General features: G+C 75.6%; 18 protein-coding genes and 1 riboswitch. Of the genes, 3 read left to right on the top strand and 15 right to left on the bottom strand.

The window, feature by feature from the left end; translation table 11 throughout:
- The coding region (locus ACWDYF_RS32565) for a GAF domain-containing protein (RefSeq protein WP_389472625.1) at nt 1-554 on the bottom strand (554 nt) is incomplete at its 3' end.
- Between the two features lie 281 nt (nt 555-835).
- On the opposite strand from ACWDYF_RS32565, the gene ACWDYF_RS32560 reads away from it, so the two are divergent.
- From ACWDYF_RS32560 to ACWDYF_RS32550, 3 genes are read left to right on the top strand one after another with little or no spacing between them, the layout of a single operon-like run.
- On the top strand, nt 836-2,425 hold the full coding sequence (locus tag ACWDYF_RS32560; RefSeq protein WP_389472622.1) for a MutS-related protein: 1,590 nt from the start codon (nt 836-838) through the stop codon (nt 2,423-2,425).
- Nucleotides 2,422-4,005, top strand: a complete 1,584-nt coding sequence (locus ACWDYF_RS32555) for a MutS-related protein (RefSeq protein WP_389472619.1) — start codon at nt 2,422-2,424, stop codon at nt 4,003-4,005. The genes ACWDYF_RS32560 and ACWDYF_RS32555 overlap by 4 nt, the downstream gene beginning before the upstream one ends.
- Complete coding sequence (locus ACWDYF_RS32550; protein ID WP_389472616.1) at nt 3,969-4,544, top strand: manganese efflux pump MntP; 576 nt, start codon at nt 3,969-3,971, stop codon at nt 4,542-4,544. Before ACWDYF_RS32555 ends, ACWDYF_RS32550 begins: the two co-directional genes overlap by 37 nt.
- A 34-nt stretch (nt 4,545-4,578) precedes the next feature.
- Here the strand turns inward: ACWDYF_RS32550 and ACWDYF_RS32545 are convergent, their stop codons facing one another.
- The 14 genes from ACWDYF_RS32545 to ACWDYF_RS32480 all read right to left on the bottom strand — a co-directional run bounded on the left by ACWDYF_RS32545 (nt 4,579) and on the right by ACWDYF_RS32480 (nt 17,002).
- Entirely contained in the window at nt 4,579-5,550 is a 972-nt protein-coding gene (locus ACWDYF_RS32545) for a diacylglycerol/lipid kinase family protein (protein ID WP_389472612.1), read from the bottom strand.
- 24 nt (nt 5,551-5,574) lie between these two features.
- Entirely contained in the window at nt 5,575-6,090 is a 516-nt protein-coding gene (locus tag ACWDYF_RS32540; protein ID WP_389472608.1) for an NUDIX hydrolase, read from the bottom strand.
- Between the two features lie 30 nt (nt 6,091-6,120).
- Nucleotides 6,121-6,184, bottom strand: a riboswitch (Fluoride riboswitch).
- Nucleotides 6,185-6,265: 81 nt separating this feature from the next.
- On the bottom strand, nt 6,266-6,796 hold the full coding sequence (locus tag ACWDYF_RS32535; RefSeq protein WP_381738129.1) for a hypothetical protein: 531 nt from the start codon (nt 6,794-6,796) through the stop codon (nt 6,266-6,268).
- Nucleotides 6,797-6,807: 11 nt separating this feature from the next.
- Entirely contained in the window at nt 6,808-7,092 is a 285-nt protein-coding gene (locus ACWDYF_RS32530; RefSeq protein ID WP_018569626.1) for a DUF211 domain-containing protein, read from the bottom strand.
- Between the two features lie 44 nt (nt 7,093-7,136).
- Nucleotides 7,137-7,487 (bottom strand): DUF190 domain-containing protein, encoded by a 351-nt coding sequence (locus tag ACWDYF_RS32525; RefSeq protein WP_389472604.1) that lies wholly within the window; start codon nt 7,485-7,487, stop codon nt 7,137-7,139.
- Between the two features lie 58 nt (nt 7,488-7,545).
- Nucleotides 7,546-8,007: a universal stress protein gene (locus tag ACWDYF_RS32520; RefSeq protein ID WP_381738131.1), complete on the bottom strand. Its 462-nt coding sequence runs from the start codon at nt 8,005-8,007 to the stop codon at nt 7,546-7,548.
- Nucleotides 8,008-8,059: 52 nt separating this feature from the next.
- Nucleotides 8,060-10,129 carry a proton-conducting transporter transmembrane domain-containing protein gene (locus ACWDYF_RS32515; protein WP_389472600.1) on the bottom strand — a complete coding sequence of 690 codons (2,070 nt, stop codon included), beginning with the start codon at nt 10,127-10,129 and terminating at the stop codon, nt 8,060-8,062.
- The gene (locus ACWDYF_RS32510) at nt 10,122-10,979 is read right to left on the bottom strand and encodes an NADH-quinone oxidoreductase subunit B family protein (protein WP_389472597.1); all 858 of its coding nucleotides are present in this window, start codon (nt 10,977-10,979) and stop codon (nt 10,122-10,124) included. The genes ACWDYF_RS32515 and ACWDYF_RS32510 overlap by 8 nt, the downstream gene beginning before the upstream one ends.
- Nucleotides 10,976-12,502 (bottom strand): hydrogenase large subunit, encoded by a 1,527-nt coding sequence (locus ACWDYF_RS32505; RefSeq protein ID WP_389472594.1) that lies wholly within the window; start codon nt 12,500-12,502, stop codon nt 10,976-10,978. Before ACWDYF_RS32505 ends, ACWDYF_RS32510 begins: the two co-directional genes overlap by 4 nt.
- On the bottom strand, nt 12,499-13,971 hold the full coding sequence (locus tag ACWDYF_RS32500) for a proton-conducting transporter transmembrane domain-containing protein (RefSeq protein WP_381738136.1): 1,473 nt from the start codon (nt 13,969-13,971) through the stop codon (nt 12,499-12,501). Before ACWDYF_RS32500 ends, ACWDYF_RS32505 begins: the two co-directional genes overlap by 4 nt.
- A gap of 19 nt (nt 13,972-13,990) precedes the next feature.
- On the bottom strand, nt 13,991-14,674 hold the full coding sequence (locus ACWDYF_RS32495) for a hypothetical protein (protein ID WP_018569619.1): 684 nt from the start codon (nt 14,672-14,674) through the stop codon (nt 13,991-13,993).
- Nucleotides 14,674-15,636 carry a respiratory chain complex I subunit 1 family protein gene (locus ACWDYF_RS32490; RefSeq protein ID WP_381738138.1) on the bottom strand — a complete coding sequence of 321 codons (963 nt, stop codon included), beginning with the start codon at nt 15,634-15,636 and terminating at the stop codon, nt 14,674-14,676. The genes ACWDYF_RS32495 and ACWDYF_RS32490 overlap by 1 nt, the downstream gene beginning before the upstream one ends.
- Nucleotides 15,627-16,262 carry a phosphatase PAP2 family protein gene (locus ACWDYF_RS32485; protein ID WP_389472591.1) on the bottom strand — a complete coding sequence of 212 codons (636 nt, stop codon included), beginning with the start codon at nt 16,260-16,262 and terminating at the stop codon, nt 15,627-15,629. The genes ACWDYF_RS32490 and ACWDYF_RS32485 overlap by 10 nt, the downstream gene beginning before the upstream one ends.
- Nucleotides 16,259-17,002: a CoA-transferase gene (locus tag ACWDYF_RS32480; RefSeq protein ID WP_389472588.1), complete on the bottom strand. Its 744-nt coding sequence runs from the start codon at nt 17,000-17,002 to the stop codon at nt 16,259-16,261. The genes ACWDYF_RS32485 and ACWDYF_RS32480 overlap by 4 nt, the downstream gene beginning before the upstream one ends.
- Between the last annotated feature and the right edge of the window lie 293 nt (nt 17,003-17,295).

The raw sequence follows: 17,295 nt of genomic DNA, 5'->3' as shown, positions 1-17,295 counted from the left end.
GCCAGCCCCGCCCGGTGCCCCAGATCCGCCGCCAGCGCCTGCTCCTGCTCGTCGAACACGGCACCCGGCGCACGCCGCACGAACGTCAGCGCGCCGAGGACCTGGCGGCGCACCAGCATGGGCACGATCAGCGCGGTCCCGGCGTCCAGCATGCGGTACAGGGCCCACTGGGCGGACTGGAGCGGGTCGGCGGGGTCGGGCAGCCCGAAGTCGGAGACGACGACCGGCCCCGCGCCGCGCAGCACCTTCGCCAGGGCGGCGGACGAGTCGTCCGGACCGGGCAGCAGCCCGCCGGGCAGGACCCGCAGCGACCGCTCCGGCTCCCGGTCCGTGATGGCGAGCCGCCGCAGCCGCTCGCCCTCGGCCACGTCGACCACACAGGCGTCCGCCAGATGCGGCACGACCAGCCGGGCCAGGCGGCGCAGTGCCTCCTCCGCGTCCAGGCCCGAGGCCAGCGCCCGGCTCGCCTCGGCCAGCAGCCGCAGCCGGGCCGCCCCCGCGTCCGGCTCGTGCTCCGTGTGCGGCGCCCCAGGCTGCCGTGGATCCCGTTTCATCGCGCTCCTCTCGGCACCCGTCCGAATGTATAGCGTTCCGTAGGCAGGTTTGAACGGTCCGTGAGGAACGAACCCCGCAGCGGGCACCGCCGACGGCGGGGTTTGCCGCGCGCGCAGCGGGAAACAGTGGGAAGCAGACGTTGTCCCCGGCGCGGTCCGCGCGCCGAGCGGCGGTGGATCCCGCCGTGGCCCCCGGTGCGCCGGAGGCCGAACCGCCGACCAGGCCGATGGTTCCTGCCGTCCGTCCCGGGTGCGCCCGCGCACCGGAGGAAGGCAGGACCATGGCCGCCGACCGCGCCGCTCCCGACCAGGCCGACCCGGGCGCCCCGCGCGTACCGAGCGTGCTGTTCCCCGAGGGCGCCGACCGGCCCGGCACGCCGGTGCCCGAGCCGGACTGCTTCCGCGACCTGAACCTGGACCAGCTCGTCGACGCGCTCGAACTGTGCCGTCCCGCCTACGGCCTCGCGCCGTTCTTCCGGGCACGGCCGGGGGACCTCCGCACGGTCGGCCACCGGCAGGCCGTCTTCCGGGACCTGGCGGAGCTGCCCGCTCTCGCCGACCGGATCGACGGCTTCGGCGAGCGGATGCGCGAGGTGCGGGACCGGCTCCGGCGCGCCGGTGCGATGCGCCACCGCTACCAGGCGGCGGACTGGTCCCTGGAGGCGGTCCACGCCTACACTGCGGCGTGCACGGCGCTCGCGCGGGACCTGGCCCGCGCCGCACCGCGCTCCCCGGCCCTGCGCGCGATCGCCGCGTACGCCGCCTCCTATGTCGCCTCCGCCGCCTTCACCGCGCTCGCCCGCGACGCGCGCCGCCTCCAGGAACAGCTGGACGACGTCCACTACTGCCTGCTCATCACCCCCGGACGGGTCAGGGTGAGCGCCTACGACGGGCAGGGGGACTACGGCGCCGAGGTCCTCGCCGACTTCGAGCGGTTCCGGCAGGGGGAGACGAAGGACCACCGGTCCCGCTTCCGCTCGGACGAGGTGATGAACCATGTCGAGGAAGCCGTCCTGGACCGGGTCGCCCTGCTGTACCCGGACGTCTTCGCGGAACTGGAGCGGTTCCGCGAGCGGCACGCGGACTTCCTCGACCCGGGGATCACGGCCTTCGAGCGCGAGATCCAGTTCTATCTGGCCTACCGGGCGTTCACCGCGCCGCTGGAGCGGGCCGGTCTGCCGTTCTGCCTGCCCGAGGTGGCGGCGGGCGCGAAGGGCGACCGGGAGCTCGGCGCGGAGGGGATGTTCGACCTCGTGCTCGCGGACAAGCTCGTCCGGGAGGGGGCCCGGGTGGTGCTCAACGACTTCCGGCTGAGCGGCCCGGAGCGGTTCCTCGTCGTGTCGGGGCCGAACCAGGGCGGCAAGACGACGTTCGCCCGTGCCTTCGGGCAACTGCACCGACTGGCCGCGCTCGGCTGCCCGGTCCCCGCGCGGCGGGCCCGGCTCCTGCTGTGCGACGGGCTGTTCACCCACTTCGAGCACGGCGAGCGCCTCGACGACCCGGGCGGAAAGCTGTACGACGACCTCCTGCGCGTGCACGCCGTCCTGGAGCGGGCGGCACCGGGCGGCGTCGTCGTCCTCAACGAGGTGTTCACCTCCACCACGCTCGACGACGCCGTGCTGCTCGGCACCCGCACCCTCCGGCAGTTCATCGACCGCGGTCTGATCGGCGTCTGCGTCACCTTCGTCGACGAACTGTCCCGGCTGGGCGAGGCCACCGTGAGCATGGTCGCCGCCGTCGACCCCGACGACCCGGCCGTGCGCACCTTCCGCATCGCACGCGGCCCCGCCGACGGCCTCTCCCACGCCGTCGCCGTCGCCGAACGCCACGGGCTCACCCACGACCGCCTGCGCGCCAGGATCCGGCCGTGAGGGCGCGGCTCCTGCACCGCGACCGCGACCCGGCCTGGGACACCGCGCCCGGCCCGCAGGAGGACGACCTGACGCGGGACCTGGACCTCGGGACGCTGTACGCGGCGATGGCCGACGGCGACGCCTTCCTGTACGAATGCGCCCGCCGGGTCATGATGTCCCCGCTCACCGACCCCGAGGAGATCCGCTACCGGCAGGACGTCCTGGCCGACTGCCTGCGGCAACCGGAGACGGTCCGCGAGCTGTACGCCCTGGCCACCGAGGCCCTGGCCCGCGAGAAGCGCGTCTTCGGCAGCTTCGTACGCTCCCCCGAAGCGTCCCTCGCCCGCTCGCTGGACGTCCTCGCGCTGTTCCTCGGACTCCTCCAGCGGCTGCGGCACCTGGCCGACACGCGTGCCGGGGAGTTCCGCTCCGCCGGGTTCCGACGATTCTTCGCCATGCTGGCCGCCGAACTCGACGACGACTGCCTCACCCGGCTGCGCGGCCACGCCGAGCGGCTGCGCTTCCGCGGCGGTGTCCTGGTCAGCGCCCGGCCGACCCACGGCTGCCGGGGCGCGGGATACGTGCTGCGCGAACCGCCGCACAAGCGCGGCTGGCGCGACCTGTTCACCTCCTTCGGACCCCCGGCGTACACGTACCACCTGCCCGAACGCGACGAAGCCGGGGCCAGGGCGCTCGGCGAGCTGCGCGGGCGCGGCCTCGACCTCGCCGCCGACGCGCTGGCCCGCTCCTGCGACCACATCCTGGCCTTCTTCACCGCGCTCCGCCGCGAACTGGGCTTCTGCACCGGCTGCCTCAACCTGCGCGCGGCGCTCGCCGCCCGCGGCGCACCGGTGTGCCGCCCCGATCCCGCGCCCCCGGGCACACCGGTCCTCACCTGCCGCGGCCTGTACGACGTGTGTCTCGCGCTGCGCGGCACCGGCCCCGTCGTCGGCAGCGACGTGGACGCGGACGGGGCCCGGCTGCTGGTGGTCACGGGGGCCAACGAGGGCGGCAAGTCCACCTTCCTGCGCGCCGTGGGACTGGCCCATCTCATGGCGCAGAGCGGCATGTTCGCCGCCGCCGTCTCCTTCGCCGCCGACCCGCGCGACCAGGTGTTCACCCACTTCCGGCGGGAGGAGGACCCGGACCTGGTCAGCGGCAAACTGGACGAGGAGCTGGCACGGATGAGCGGCATCGCCGACCGCCTCACCGCGCGCGGCCTCGTCCTGTTCAACGAGTCGTTCGCCGCCACCGACGAGCGGGAGGGCGCGGAGATCCACCGGCAGATCCTCGGCGCCCTGACCGAGGCGGGGGTGAAGGCGGTGTGCGTCACCCACCTCTACGAGCTGTCCCACGGCCTGTACACGCACCGCCCGCACGGCGCCGGGACCGTGTTCCTGCGCGCCGAGCGCACCCCCGACGGCCGCCGCACCCACCGGCTGGTCGAGGGCCCGCCCGAACCCACCGCCCACGGCGCCGATCTGTACGCGCGCGTCTTCGGCGAGCGGCCGACGGCTCCGGTGGGCGCGGCACCCCTCGACGAGCGCGGAACGGGACGCCCATGGACTGGCTGCGCACCGCGGTCACGGCCGATCTGATCGGCCTGGCGGCCAACTTCGACAACTGGGGGGTGGGCCTCGCCTACGGTGTCGCCGGGATCAGGTTCCCGCACCGGATCAACGCGCTCGTCAACACGGTCGGCCTGGGCAGCGTCCTGCTGGGCGCGTACGGGGGAGACCTCGTCTCACGCCGGGTGCCACCGGCCGCCGCCGGCCTGGTTGCGTGCGGGGTGCTCGTGTCGGTGGCGCTCCTCTACCTGTACCAGATGTACGTACGGCCCCGCCGCGTCCACCGCACCGCGCCGCCGGTGTCCGCGCCCCCCGGCCCGCGCCAGGGCCTGCTGCTCGGCGTCGGCCTGTCGTTCACCAATGTCGCCAACGGCTTCGGGGCCACGGTCTCGGCGGCGGTCCCGCTGTGGGGCGTCGCCGCGGCCGTCACGTTCTGGGGCTACGCGATGATCTGGCTCGGCAACAGACTGGGGACCGGGGTGGCCGCCAGGGTCGTCGGCGCCTGGTCGCCCGCCGTCGCCGCCGCCGTGCTGATCGGTGTCGGTGTGCACGAGGCGACCGGGACATAGCCCGGTTCCGGGCCCGCGCCGCCCGGCCCCACGGTCACTCCGCGGGCACCGGGCGGTACAGCAGCAGGGCGGCGGGCGCAGCCGTCAGGGTCAGCGCGTCGGGGGCGGTGGCCGTCTCGCCGTCGTAGGCGTAGGTCAGACCGCGCAGGCCGGTCAGCCGCAGCCGGGGCACGACGTGCTGTTCGGGAAGGACGAGCGCGTGCGGTGCGTCGACCGCCTCGGCCAGGAGGGCGGCCAGCCGCCCGTGCCGCTGCCCGGCGTCCGCGTCGAGCAGCCGCACGTCGAGCAGGCCGTCCGACAGCCGCTCGCGCGTCGGCAGGGCGTGCAGGGAGTGCTGCCGGTACACGCCGTTTCCCGCGAAGAGGAGCCAGAGGCGGCGTGGTGTGCCGTCCAGGCGCAGCGTGAAGGGCCGGGCGGTGCCGCTGGCCAGGGGCAGCGCCAGCGCCGTGGCGGCCCGCCGTCCGCAGCGGCGGCGGACCAGTTCCCGCAAGCGGACCAGATCGGCGTAGGCACCCAGGGCGAAGGTGTTCAGGAACACCCGGGGCGGCCGGTGGGCGCCCGGCGTGCCGATCAGGGCCACGTCGACGGCCGCTCCCCGGCCCTCCTGCACGGCGGCGGCCGCCACGGAGACGGAACGCAGACCGGCCGTACCGGCGAAGTGGTCGAGCGCGCCGCCGGGGAAGACGGCGAGCGGGAGGCCGTGGCGCAGCGCGGCGCGGGCCGCCGCGTTGACCGAGCCGTCACCGCCGACCACCCCCAGCGCCCCGCCCGCCTCGGCCGCCGAGCGGGCGGCCGCCTCCAGGGCGGCGGGCAGGCCGTCGGGGGAGCGGACGGTGACCGGGCGGGCCCGGGGCAGCAGGCTCCGCAACTCGGCGAGGGCGCGCTCCGCGCCGGTCGCGGCCGGGTTGGCCACCACCCGCAGTCCGGCCCCGCCGGGCAGCGGCCGTACGCGGGACGGGTCCGCGCGCCCCATCGGCGCCGGACGGCCCCGACGCTCCGCGGCCATGGCGCGCTCAGCCCCGTCCGGGCGTCACCGGGAACGGAACGGGGGGAGCAGGGGCAGCGCCGACAGGGCGCGGGTGACCCGGGTGCCGTTCTGCGGGCGCCACAGGTTGCCCAGGTAGGGCGCGTACCGGCGCCCGCCCCGGTGGAAGAGGCCCGGCAGATGGCCCGCCAGCGGCGGTTTCATGTCGAGCTCGCGCAGCCGGGGGAACGCCACGAACTCGGCCGTCATGCCCTCCTCCCGGGAGGCGGGCGTCTGGCCGGGCGCGCGGCCCGCGGTGAACACCAGGTCCACGGTCCGCCGCCCGCTGTCCGGATCGACGGCCTCCAGGACGAACGCGACCCGGGCCGGTTCCACCGCGAGGCCGGTCTCCTCGCGGGTCTCGCGGCGGGCGCAGGCCACCATGCTCTCGCCCGCGCGGGGGGTGCCGCCGGGCAGCACCCAGTCGTCCGCGCCCCGCGCGGTGCGGTGGACGAGCAGCACCGACTCGCCCCGGAAGACGACGGCGGAGCAGCGCAGCAGGACATCGTCGGGCATCCTCATGCCGATCTCCTCGCAGATGATGTGCGGGTGTTACCGGTAGAGGCCATCAGCAGGAGGTCCTGCGGTTGTGGCGAGCCCCATCGCCATGGCGACGCCCTCCCATTGTGGCGTACGTCCCCGGTCCGTCCGCAAGTCCTCCGCGCGGCCCGGCGGACCCCGCGCGCGGCCCGGCCGGTCACGCGATGCGCAGCCGGATGCCGACCCAGGTGGTCGCGACGCCGCCCGCCGCCATGGCCAGCGCCCACAGGACGGGGCGGGCGGTCAGGAGACGGGCGAGTGCGGCGCCGAGGACGGACAGGGCGAGGACGGCGAGGGCCACGACGATCCACGGCGGGCCGGGCAGGACCGCGCCCAGCGCGAGCGGCAGCGCGGCCCCCGCGAAGCTGGCCGCACAGGCGACGAGCGCGGCCCGCCAGGACCGCAGCAGGGCGAGCCGCCCCAGGTGCGTGGTGGCCATCTTCCGGTCGTGGCCGAGGCTGAGCTGCCGGGTGATGTGCGCGAGATGGGCCCGGCGTTCGGCGTAGTCGGCCACCATGACGGTGAAGGCGGAGGTGACCAGCGCGGCACAGCCGACCCGCACCGCCAGGCTCCAGCTGACCGGTGTGCCGGACCCGGTGAGGGAGGCGGAGGCGAGGGTGAGGGCGTTGAGCAGGCCGTCGGTGATCCCGAGGACGAGGGGGAGCCGGACGGTCTCGGCGGCCCTCATGACGGAGACGGTCATCTCTTGCGGGGGGTCCGGTCGAGTGTGTAGGCGCCCGCGACCACCTCGTCGGTGCTGTGCACGACGGCACCGGCGTGCTCGATGGCCCGCTGGATGGCCGGCAGGTCCAGGTCGTCGCCCTCGATGGTGACGTCGGTCCCGATGGTCTCGACGTCGATCTCGGTCACGGAGATGTTGACGGCCTGGACGCCCGGCACGTTCTCGATCTTCTGCGCCAGATGGGTGAGGCTCGGCTCGCTGATGGCCATGTCGACATCGAGGACCAGTCGGCGGATCGGCATGAGCGGTGTCCTTGTCGAAGTGCCTGCGTGTCCTGTCGGTGTGCCTACGCGCCGGGACGGTCGTCCGGGCCGAAGCGGACCAGTTCGCATTCCTCCAGGATGGCCGCCCCTTCGGAGACGATCCCGTCGAGCTCCGGCAAGAACGCCCGTACCTTCTCCGGGGAGTCGGCGAAGACGACCGCCATGGGCAGGTCCTCGCTCAGGGACAGGATGCGCTGGGTGTGGATGCGGGAGTGGGCGCCGTAGCCCTCGACACCGCGGAAGACGCTGGCCCCGGCGATGCCCGCCTTGTGCGCGCGGTGCACGATCTCGGTGGCCAGGGGCTTGTGGTGCACGGTGTCGTTCTCGCCCACGAGGACGGTGACCTTCAGTCCGGGGCGGGTGTGCCTGCTCATGCGCGGTTGCTCCGTTCGGTTGATGTACTGCTCGTGGGTTCCTGGTGCGGGGGCGTTCTCACCCGGTGTCCTCGGGGGGCGCCGCGGCGGGGACCACGAGCACGGGCAGGGCGGCCCGCTCGGTCACCCGCCGCACCACGTCGCCCAGCGGCCGGGCCCGCAGATGGCTGTCCGCGCCGTGGCGGCCCAGGACGATCAGGTCGCAGCCGTGCTCGGCGGCGCTCGCGACGAGGTCGGCGGCGATGTCCGTGCCGGTGCCCCAGTCCAGGCGGAGCTGCCCGGCGAAGGGCGGCAGCGCCTGCCACGCCCGGTCGAAGCGCTCCTGCGCCCAGGCGCGCTGGGCGCCGAGGTCGCGGGTGCGCTCACCGCCGGTCTCGGTGTGCTCGGACGGTACGAGCACGGCGCGCACCAGGACGCCGCCCCGGTCGCCCGCCAGGGCGACCGCGGCCGCCAGCGCCGCGCGGGCGGCGGGCGAGGCGTCCCAGCCGACGAGGATCCTGTGGAACGGTGACGCGGTCATGGGCCTCCTCCTTCACGAGGACGGGTCGCGGGCACGGCCGCCGCCGGGCCGCTCATGACAGGGCCGCCACAAGCGCCAGGGCGCCGACCAGGGCGATCAGCATGTAGGTCAGATAGGCGTCCAGGCGGCCGCACTGGAGGCGTTTGGCCGCGGCCACCAGCGCGCGCAGCGGACGGTAGAACGGCTGGTACAGATACACCTCGACGACCTCCACCACGTCGGACGCGTAGTCGAGGGTGCCTCCGGTCGCCGCCGTGCGCACCGGCCCGGCACCCTCCGGTCCCGGGTCCGGTCGCGCCGGTCCCGGTTCCGGTGGTTCTCCGGCAGGGGTGGCGCGGGTCCGGGTGCGCAGCACGGCGCCCAGGACACGCCGGGTCGGGTTGGCGTACCCGAAGGGGGTGTACCGGTCGTCGCCGTGCACACCGCCGCTCGCCGAACGCCACGCCGGGACCCGCCGCACCCGCAGGGCCCCGCCGCGCGAGGCCGCCACCAGCAGCACCAGGACGCCCGCGCACAGCACCGGCATCACCACCCACAGCCAGCTCGGGGAGAGGCTGGAGAACCCGGCGAAGACGGGCTGCACGACCCAGGGAGAGACCAGCGCGCCCGCGCTGACCTCCTGCGGCACCAGCGGTGCCAGACCCGCGCCGATCACCCGCAGCTGAAGCGGGGTCAGGGCGGCGGCGGCCAGGCCGCCCAGGGCCAGCAGCAGGACGCCCGCGCGCCCCGCGGCCCCCAGGTCCGCCCGGCACGGGGCGCGGCGGGCCGGACGGTCGTCCCGGGGGCCGAGGACGACCATGCCGACGATCCGGACGAAGGTGACCGAGGCGAAACCCGCGGTCAGCGCGATCAGGGCGCCCGCCACCGCGAGGGCGAGCCCATAGGGGAAGGCGGAGTACCGGAACTGCTGCATCAGGCTCTCCAGCAGGAACCACTCCGAGACGAAGCCCGCGGTGGGCGGCAGCCCGGCGAGGGTGACGGCACCGGCGGCGAGCCCGCCGGCCGCCCACGGCAGGCGGCGCGCGGTGCCGCGCAGCCGTTCGAGGTCGCCGGTCCCGGCGTCCGCTTCGAGGGCCGCGGCCCCGGCGAAGAGCAGTGTCTTGGCGACCGCGTGCGCGATCGTCTGGAGCGTGGCGGCGATCAGCCCGGCGGCGGTGAGCCGTTCGCTGCCCGTGAGCGCGCCGACGAGCGCGACGGCGTACCCGGTGCAGATCAGGCCCGCGTTCTCGATGCTGGAGCAGGCGATGACCCGCTCCAGCCGGGCCTGCACGGCCGCGTGGGCGATGCCGAGGAACGCGGTCAGCGCGGCCAGCAGGAGCAGGGTGACGGCGAGCCAGGCGGGCGGCGGACCCAGCAGCGCGAAGGTGCGCCACAGCCCGTAGAAGCCCGCGTTGACGGCGACACCGGCCAGCACCGGACGCAGTCCCGCGGGCGCGGCGGCGTAACCGCGCGGCAGCCACACCTGCACGGGAGCCAGCCCGGTCTTCACGGCGAAGGCGAGCACGAGCAGCGCCCAGGTGGCCGAACGCGCGGCGCCCGCGGGCAGTTCGGCGAGCCCGGCCAGGGAGAAGTCCCCGGTGCGGGTGGTGCCCGTCAGCAGACCGAGCAGCAGCGCGGCACCGGACACCTTGCCGAAGCCGAACGTCGCCACGGCCGGACCGATACGGCGGTGCCCGGCGGCGGTCAGCAGATAGAAGCCGAGGGTGATGCCCTCCCAGGCCATGACGAACAGGAAGACGTTGTCCGCGCTCTCCACCACGGCCACGGAGGCGAGCACCAGGGCGTGGTACGCGGCCGGGCCCCGGCCGGGCCGCCGCGCGGACGCCCAGCCCGCCGCGGTGAGACCGGCGGCGACGGCGACGGCGAAGGTCAGCAGCCAGAACAGGCCCGAAAGGGCGTCGACGCGCAGGGCGGCCGCGCCGAACCCGAGGGTGCCGCCGAGGTCCAGGCGCGGGGCGTGCCCCGGGCGGCCCAGAGCGACGGCGCCCACCGCGGCCAGGCAGCCGCTGCCCGCCGCGCCCAGCAGATACGGCACGGCGTACGGTGCCCGCCGCCCCGGCAGGACGTCGACGAGGGCGGCCGCGGCGAACAGCAGCAGACCGGCCGCGATCAGCTCACTCACCCCGGCCTCCCTCCGCCGTCCCGCCGTCCGCCGTCCCGCCGTCCGGGGGCTTCCGGTCCGGGGGCTCCCGGTCCGCGCGGCCGAGCCGGCCGGTGGCCAGCAGCAGCGCCTGGAGCAGCGAGAACGGGCTCGGCGGCGATCCGGGCACCCAGATGTCGACGTCCAGCAGGCCGCCGATGCCCGAGTGCGTCGCGTAGGTCCCGGCCCACATGCCGCCGCTGCACGCGTCGGTGCCGGCGGCGATCACCACGACGGGCCGCGCGGTCGCCTCGTAGGTGCGACGCAGCGGCGCGGCCATGCCCCGGGCGCCCGCCCCGGTCACGATCAGCACGTCGGCGTGGCGCGGACTGGCCGTCAGGAACATGCCCAGCCGGTGGATGTCGTAGACCGGATTGACCAGGGCGGCGATCTCCCATTCGTCGCTGCCGTCGGAACCGGCGTCCACGTGCCGGATGTGCAGGGAGCGGCGGAAGCGCGCGGTCCGCGCCGCGAGCCGGGCCCGCAGGGCGGCGACGGCCGCCTCGTCCTCCACGGCCCCGGGCACCACGAGCGCCGCCCGCGCGACGGCGGCCGTCGCGGCGCCGGACGCCGGCGCGAACACGTCGGGGCGGACCCGGACACAGCGCCGGCACAGCACACAGCGCCCCCGGTCCAGCCGGGGCGTGCCGTCGGGCGCGGCGTCCAGCGCACCGGTCGGGCAGAGCCCGCCCAGCTCGGCACGGGTGACGCGGGGCGCGGCGGGCCGCACGGTCACGGCGGCGGGGAAGTCCCGCTCGTACGGGTCGGTCCCGCGGGGGTAGTGCGTGGTGACGATCCCCTCCCGCAGCCCGCGCACGAACCAGGGCGTCACAGCGCCACCCCCGCGATCGAGAGACCGAAGCTCGCCTCGATGAACGGGAAGTCGGTCAGGACGTCCCCGGCGAACACCTCGTGGAACAGCACGAGGTTGTGGAAGGAGGCCGACCGCGGCACACAGCGGCTGATCCGGCCCTCCCGCAGCCGCAACAGGTACAGCGTCTCGCCCTGCGGCGCCTCGGCCGAGCCCACCGCGAACCCGCTCGGCGCGTCCGGAACCGGGACGCGCAGGGCCGCGTCGCCGTCGAGGGCGCGCAGCTCGCCGCTGGTCTGGTGCAGCAGCTCGAAGGACCGGGTGAGCTCCGCCCCGCGGACCAGGGTGCGGGCCATGACGTCGCCCTCGGCGAAGTCGGGCGGCGCGCCGAGCCCCAGGGACGGATAGGCGTCGTACGGGCGTTCGTAGCGGACGTCGGGTCCCGCTCCCGAGGCCCGGCCGAGCGGTCCGAGTGCGCCGTGCGCGCGGGCGACGGCCGGCGGCAGCGGGCCGGTGCCGCGCAGCCGGTCGAGGAAGGAAGGGGTGTGCAGGGCGGCGCGCCAGTCGGCCCGCACGGCGTCCCGCAGCGCGGCGAGCGCGCCGTCGAGAGCGGCCGGGGACAGGCACGGCAGACCGCTGACACCGCCGGGCACGACCGTGCCCCGCCCGAAGCGGCTCCCGCACAGGCGGCCGGTCAGCCGCAGGACGCGCTCCTTGTGCAGGGCGAACCGGGCGGTGGCGACGGCGAGTCCGGCCGCGTCGGTGAGTTTGACCATGACGTCGAGATGGTTGGCGACCCGCTCCAGCTCGGCGTACAGCACCCGGACCAGACGGGCCGCCCACGGGACCGTGAGACCGGCGCACCGCTCGACGGCGTGGCAGAACGCGAGGGCGTGCGCGACCGAGGCGATGCCCTCGACGCGCTCGGCGGCCGCCACGCCGTCCTCGACGGTGCGGCCCTCGAAGCGTTTGGAGACGCCGCGGTGCTTGTGGAACACCCGGATCTGGACCCGCGGGATGTCCTCGCCCGGGGTCTCCACCAGGTACTCGACGGACTCCACGACACCGGAGCGCACCGGGCCGTGCGGGATGGTGAACACGCCCGGACCGATGACCGCGCGCGGGAGCGCCGCCTCGTCGGGCACGAGCGGGCCCGGGGCGCGCGCGGTCCCGGGCAGCGGGGTCCGGCCGGGCTCCTGGAGCGGCAGCAGCAGCGGGTCGAGCCGCGGATGGCCCTCGGGGACGACGCCGAACAGATCGTGCAGGGCCCGCTCGTACCAGAACGCGGCCGGGAGCCACGGGCTCAGCGACGGATACGACAGGCGCCCCGGCGGCAGGACCGTCTCCAGCACCAGCGGCTCGGCACCGGTGTGCGGGAACAGCACGGCGAGCAGCCCTGCCGAGCCGTCCGCCCCGCCGGTGCCGAACAGGCCCGCGAACCGTGCTCCGGGCCGCCCCTCGCCCGCCGCCGTGCCCCGCAGCACCCGGCCCCAGGCGGCGGTGCTCAGCCGCCGCACGCCGCCGTCCGGTGCCGGTGCGCTCATGACGCGCCTCCCAGTTCCGCCGCGCCCCGGGCCAGCAGCGCGGCCAGCGCGTCGGGCGGATGCACGCCCAGGACCACCAGCGCCACCAGGCCCGCCGCCACCGGCACCACCATCCACACACTGCGCGCGCCCGGCTCCCCGGCTCCCGGCACGCCGTCCGCGGGGGCCGGGGTGAGCACGACCTGGGTGGCGGCGATCGCCAGGCCGAGGAAGGCCAGCGTCACCAGGACCACGAGCACCGCCGCCACCCCGTGGTGCCCCGACTCCAGGCCGCCCGCCACGATCTGGAACTCGCTGCGGAAGATCCCGGACGGCGGCAGCGCGGACAGCGCCAGGACCGTGGCCAGGAACATCGGACCCGACCAGGGCAGCACCCGGGCGGCGCCGCGCAGCCGCCGGATCTCCTTGGTGCGGTACGCGCGCACCAGCGCACCCGCGCCCATGAAGGCGTTGCCCTTCGCGGCCGCGTGCGCCAGGACGTGCAGCAGCACCCCGGCCAGCGCGATCGGCGCGCCGAAACCGACACCGACGGTGAGGATCCCCATGTGCTCGACGCTGGAGTACGCGAGCAGGCGCTTGATGTCGTGCTGGTCCAGGACGTACAGGGCGGCCAGCAGCAGCGAGGCGATGCCGAACACCAGCAGGACGGTGCGCGGGAAGTGCGGGCCGAGGGTGCCCGCGGCCACCTGGTGGTAGCGCAGGACGGCGTAGAAGCTGACGGCGAGCAGGGAGCCGGAGAGCATCGCGGAGACGGTGCTCGGCGCCTCGGCGTGCGCGTCGGGCAGCCAGGTGTGCACCGGCACCAGCCCCGCCTTGGTCCCGAATCCCAGCACGGCCAGCACGAACGAGAGCCGCACCGCGGTGTGCGGCAGGCGCGGCGCCGCCTCAAGCAGCGGGGCGAACCCCAGGTCGTAGGTCTGCCCGAGCACCCGGGAGCCCGCGTAGTACATGAAGATCGTGGCGAGCAGGGCGATGCCCAGCCCCGCCGAGGCGAGCAGCACGTACTTCCACGCCGCCTCGGTGGCGCCCTCGGTGTTCTCCACGGCCACCAGCAGGGCCGAGACGACGGTGGTCACCTCGACGGCCACCCACAGCAGGGCGAGCCCGTCGACCAGCGGCGCGCACAGCATCGACCAGGCGAACAGGTTGAGGCCGACGTAGAAGCGGCGCGCGTAGCGGGGGAAGTCGCGGCTGTGCTCGTCGTGCCGCAGATAGCCGACGCTGTGCGCGGCGCAGCAGGCGTAGACGAACGCGGTCGCCAGCACGAACACTGTCGACAGGGCGTCGGCGCGCAGGATGCCGGTGTGCAGGGCGGCCCGGCCGCCCCGGGGCACGAGGGCGCAGGCGAGCACGAAGCAGGCCGCGCCCGAGGCCACGGTCAGGCACTGCGCCAGGCGCACGGGCGCCGTCAGGGCGGCCGCCGCCGGGAGCAGCGGCAGCAGGGCCAGCAGGGTCAGTACGGCGGTCACGGGCTCTCCTCGCCTCCCCTCAGCCCTGGAGCGAGGTCAGGGACTCGGTGGACAGGGACGCGGTGCGGTGGTGGTGCACGCGCATCAGCACGCCGAACACCACGACGGCCACCAGCAGGTCGAACAGGAACGCCACCTCGATGATGAGCGGCATACCGGCGGCCACCACCAGCGAGGCGAGCGAGACGCCGTTCTCCAGCGAGTAGAAGCCGACCGCCTGCGAGACGACGTCGCGCCGCACGATCATCAGGACGAACGCGACCAGCACGACGGACACCGAAAGACCGAGCGCGGCGGGCGGCAGGAAGCGGCTGCGCAGATCCAGCGAGCCGACCGCGAAGAACCCGAACCCGGCGAGCGCGAGCGACAGCAGGGTGGCGGCGGCCACCCCGATCGCACCGGACCCGGCGATCTCCACCCGGGCGTCGCGCAGCAGCCGGCCGATCAGCCACGGCACCGCGACGACCTTCAGCAGCAGCGACACCACGGCCAGGGCGTACAGCTCGGGCAGGTCGCGGGCGGCGGCCACGATCACCGCGAGCACCGACACCAGGAAGGACTGCACCGCGTACAGACGCACCTGGGAGCGGGACAGGGAGGCCCGCAGCATGGCGAACTCGGTCAGCAGGAGCAGCACCGCGATGGTGTTGGTGGCGCCCTCGAAGGTGGTGGGCGCGGTGCCGGCGGCGAGCGGGGGAGTCATCAGCCGCCTCCCAGATAGAGGGTGAACACCGCGAGGACGGCGAGCAGGAACGCGGCCGCGACGAACTCACTGATCTTGAAGAGGCGCAGTTTGGCGAAGCTGTTGTCGATGACGGCCACCACACAGCCGAGCAGCGCCGTCTTGCCGATCAGGGCGCCGATCGCCAGGACCACCGAGAGCACGCCGGTGGTGGAGGACAGCCCCCAGGGCGCCAGGAAGACATCGAGGAGGATGGTGTAGAGGATCAGCTGCTTCATCGCCGAGCCCCACTTCAGCAGTGCCAGGTGGGGCCCCGAGTGCTCGAAGGCGCGCGCCTCCTCGATCATCCCGAACTCATTGGTCCCGGTGTGCGTCTCGACCGGGATGCGGGCCGTCTCGTAGAGGATCACCAGGAACAGCGCCGCGGAGGCCAGCAGATGCGCCGGGCGGATCACCTGGTCGCCCGAGGAACGCACGGCGGCGGCCTGCGCGTACGGCAGGTCGGTCGCCGTGATCATGGCGACGGTGAACACCACGAACAGCATCACCGGCTCGGTGATCGCCCCGAACGTCTTGGACCGGCTCGCCCCCAGCTGGGCGTACGGGCTGCCGCTCTCGGCCGCCGCGACGGCCACCGAGAAGCTCGCCAGCGCCAGCAGGAAGCTGCCGCCGATGATGTCGCCCGCGTAGCCCAGCGGCAGCCCGAACGTGGTCAGGACCGGGATGAGCAGCGGCACCGTCAGATAGCAGCACATCGCCACGACCGGGGCGGCCAGGAAGAACCGGCTCGCCCCGTACGGCGCCAGCGACTCCTTGCCGAACAGCTTCACCAGATCGTGGTACGGCTGCGACACGCGCGGCCCGCGCCGTCCCTGGAGCCGCGCCTCGACCTTCGCGATCCACCCGGACAGCCCGGGAGCGGCGACCAGCACCGTCAGCGGCTGGAGCGCCTGCACCAGGTACGGCGAGAGGGTCACCGCCACGGCGGCCCCCAGCCGTCCGGCCCCGGACGGCGCGTACGGAGCCGGGCCCGGTCCGCCCGGGGAGCGCGGCGGGCGAGGTCCGCGAGGGCCAGGCAGGTCCGGCCGAACAGCCAGCCGCCCAGCACGTCGGCGGGCCGGTGCGCGCGCAGCGCCAGCCGGGCCGCCGCGACGGCGCAGCAGATCCCCGTCGCCGCGCGGCGGTCCTCCAGCGCCAGCGCCCAGGCGACGAGGGCGGTCATGGTGTGCCGGGACGGGAAACTCGCCCCGTGGACGCGGGTGCGGCGCTCCTCGGCGGGGGGCCGCGGCCGGTCCACGGCCCGGCTCAGCAGCCGTCGGCCGGTCCCGGCGGCGGCGAGCACCGCCACCGGGGCCAGTCGCCCCCCGGGTCCGCGCCGGTGCGGCGGCAGCGCGCAGCGGACGGCGACGACGGTCCAGGCCACCGGGGCGGAGCCCGCCGCGCCGACGGCCCGCCACGCGCGGACCGCGCGCCCGCCGCGCACCGGCGCGGGCGACCAGCGGTCCTCCCACCCGGCGAGCCGCTCGTCGCGGACGGCGGCGGTCAGCAGGCCCAGGCACAGCACGTCCAGGGCCGCCGTGCGCGCGGCGCCGCCGGGCGCGGCGGTCACGGCGCCTCTCCTGGCGGCGGTGTCCGGCCGTCGGCGCGCCGGGGGAAGCGGTGGTGACGGCTCGTGGGCACCACGGCCGTGACGTACCGTCCGGGGACGGTCGTCGCGGCCCGGCTGAGGCATCCTGCGGTGCGCACCACCGCGCACTCGGCGACGGCGGCGGAGGCGGCGGCGTGCGCCATGGCCGCCGACAGCTCGGCGAAGGGGCCGGTCACCGTCAGGTTGCCCGCGAGGTCGGCCTCGTCCGCGTACAGCAGGGCGACATCGCAGCGCAGCGACGCCTTGTGCGCGAAGGGCAGCGCACCCAGGCGCAGATGCGCGGGCTTGTCCCGGGCCTGGTCCGGGCTCGGCGTCCGGATGGCGGTGTGCACCTCGCCGGGCGAGTAGAAGTCGGCCACGCCCGCCGCTCCCGCCCGCAGGCCCTCCGTCATCTCCTGCACGGTGAGCCATTCGACCCGCACCGGCGCCGTGGGCCCGGTGCCGCCCTCGGCGGGGGACGGGACGGCGACCGTGCAGCCGCTGAACCGCCCGTCGGCCAGGAGCTGCCGGACCCGGGGCGAGTCCAGCGCGGCACGGGCGCACAGGAGGTGCAGACCGCGCGGACCGGACCCGAGGAGGCGGGCGAGCAGCGACTCGGGCAGGGGCGGGCCGCCGAGGGCGAGCGTCGCCCCCTCGGCCAGGCCGGGCAGACCGGCCAGGGCGCGGGCCGGGTCCCTGACGATGTCGCGGGGTGTGGGCATGGCACGGGTCCTCCGCGTCGGCGGGATCCCCGGCCCCGCGGCGGTGCCGCCGCCCGGTGGCCGACGGGACCACCGGGCGGTCCGCCGCCGGGAGCGGGCGGACAACTGAGGGCAGCGGGCGGACCGCCGCCGGACGAGCGGGATCCGCGGCCGGGAGCGGGCCGGGCCCGACCGGCGGGGCCGGTCACCGCCGGGCCGCACCCGGCGGGCGCGGAGCGGCCCGGGTGGCGCGGTCTGTGCGGGAGCGTCGGCCATGGTGCTGTCTTCCTCCGGAGTGCGGGCGCACGCGGGAC

It is taken from the genome of Streptomyces sp. NPDC003284 (assembly GCF_053589675.1).
This window is presented reverse-complemented; position numbering and strand designations above follow the sequence as displayed.

Excerpts from the sequence above, each read along its gene's own strand:
- ACWDYF_RS32560 (WP_389472622.1), top strand. The coding sequence starts at position 836 with ATGGCCGCCGACCGCGCCGCTCCCGACCAGGCCGACCCGGGCGCCCCG.
- ACWDYF_RS32480 (WP_389472588.1), bottom strand. The coding sequence starts at position 17,002 with ATGCCCACACCCCGCGACATCGTCAGGGACCCGGCCCGCGCCCTGGCC.
- ACWDYF_RS32530 (WP_018569626.1), bottom strand. The coding sequence starts at position 7,092 with ATGCCGATCCGCCGACTGGTCCTCGATGTCGACATGGCCATCAGCGAG.
- ACWDYF_RS32545 (WP_389472612.1), bottom strand. The coding sequence starts at position 5,550 with ATGGCCGCGGAGCGTCGGGGCCGTCCGGCGCCGATGGGGCGCGCGGAC.
- ACWDYF_RS32520 (WP_381738131.1), bottom strand. The coding sequence starts at position 8,007 with ATGACCGCGTCACCGTTCCACAGGATCCTCGTCGGCTGGGACGCCTCG.
- ACWDYF_RS32550 (WP_389472616.1), top strand. The coding sequence starts at position 3,969 with ATGGACTGGCTGCGCACCGCGGTCACGGCCGATCTGATCGGCCTGGCG.
- ACWDYF_RS32505 (WP_389472594.1), bottom strand. The coding sequence starts at position 12,502 with ATGAGCGCACCGGCACCGGACGGCGGCGTGCGGCGGCTGAGCACCGCC.
- ACWDYF_RS32535 (WP_381738129.1), bottom strand. The coding sequence starts at position 6,796 with ATGAGGGCCGCCGAGACCGTCCGGCTCCCCCTCGTCCTCGGGATCACC.
- ACWDYF_RS32495 (WP_018569619.1), bottom strand. The coding sequence starts at position 14,674 with ATGACTCCCCCGCTCGCCGCCGGCACCGCGCCCACCACCTTCGAGGGC.
- ACWDYF_RS32540 (WP_389472608.1), bottom strand. The coding sequence starts at position 6,090 with ATGAGGATGCCCGACGATGTCCTGCTGCGCTGCTCCGCCGTCGTCTTC.
- ACWDYF_RS32525 (WP_389472604.1), bottom strand. The coding sequence starts at position 7,487 with ATGAGCAGGCACACCCGCCCCGGACTGAAGGTCACCGTCCTCGTGGGC.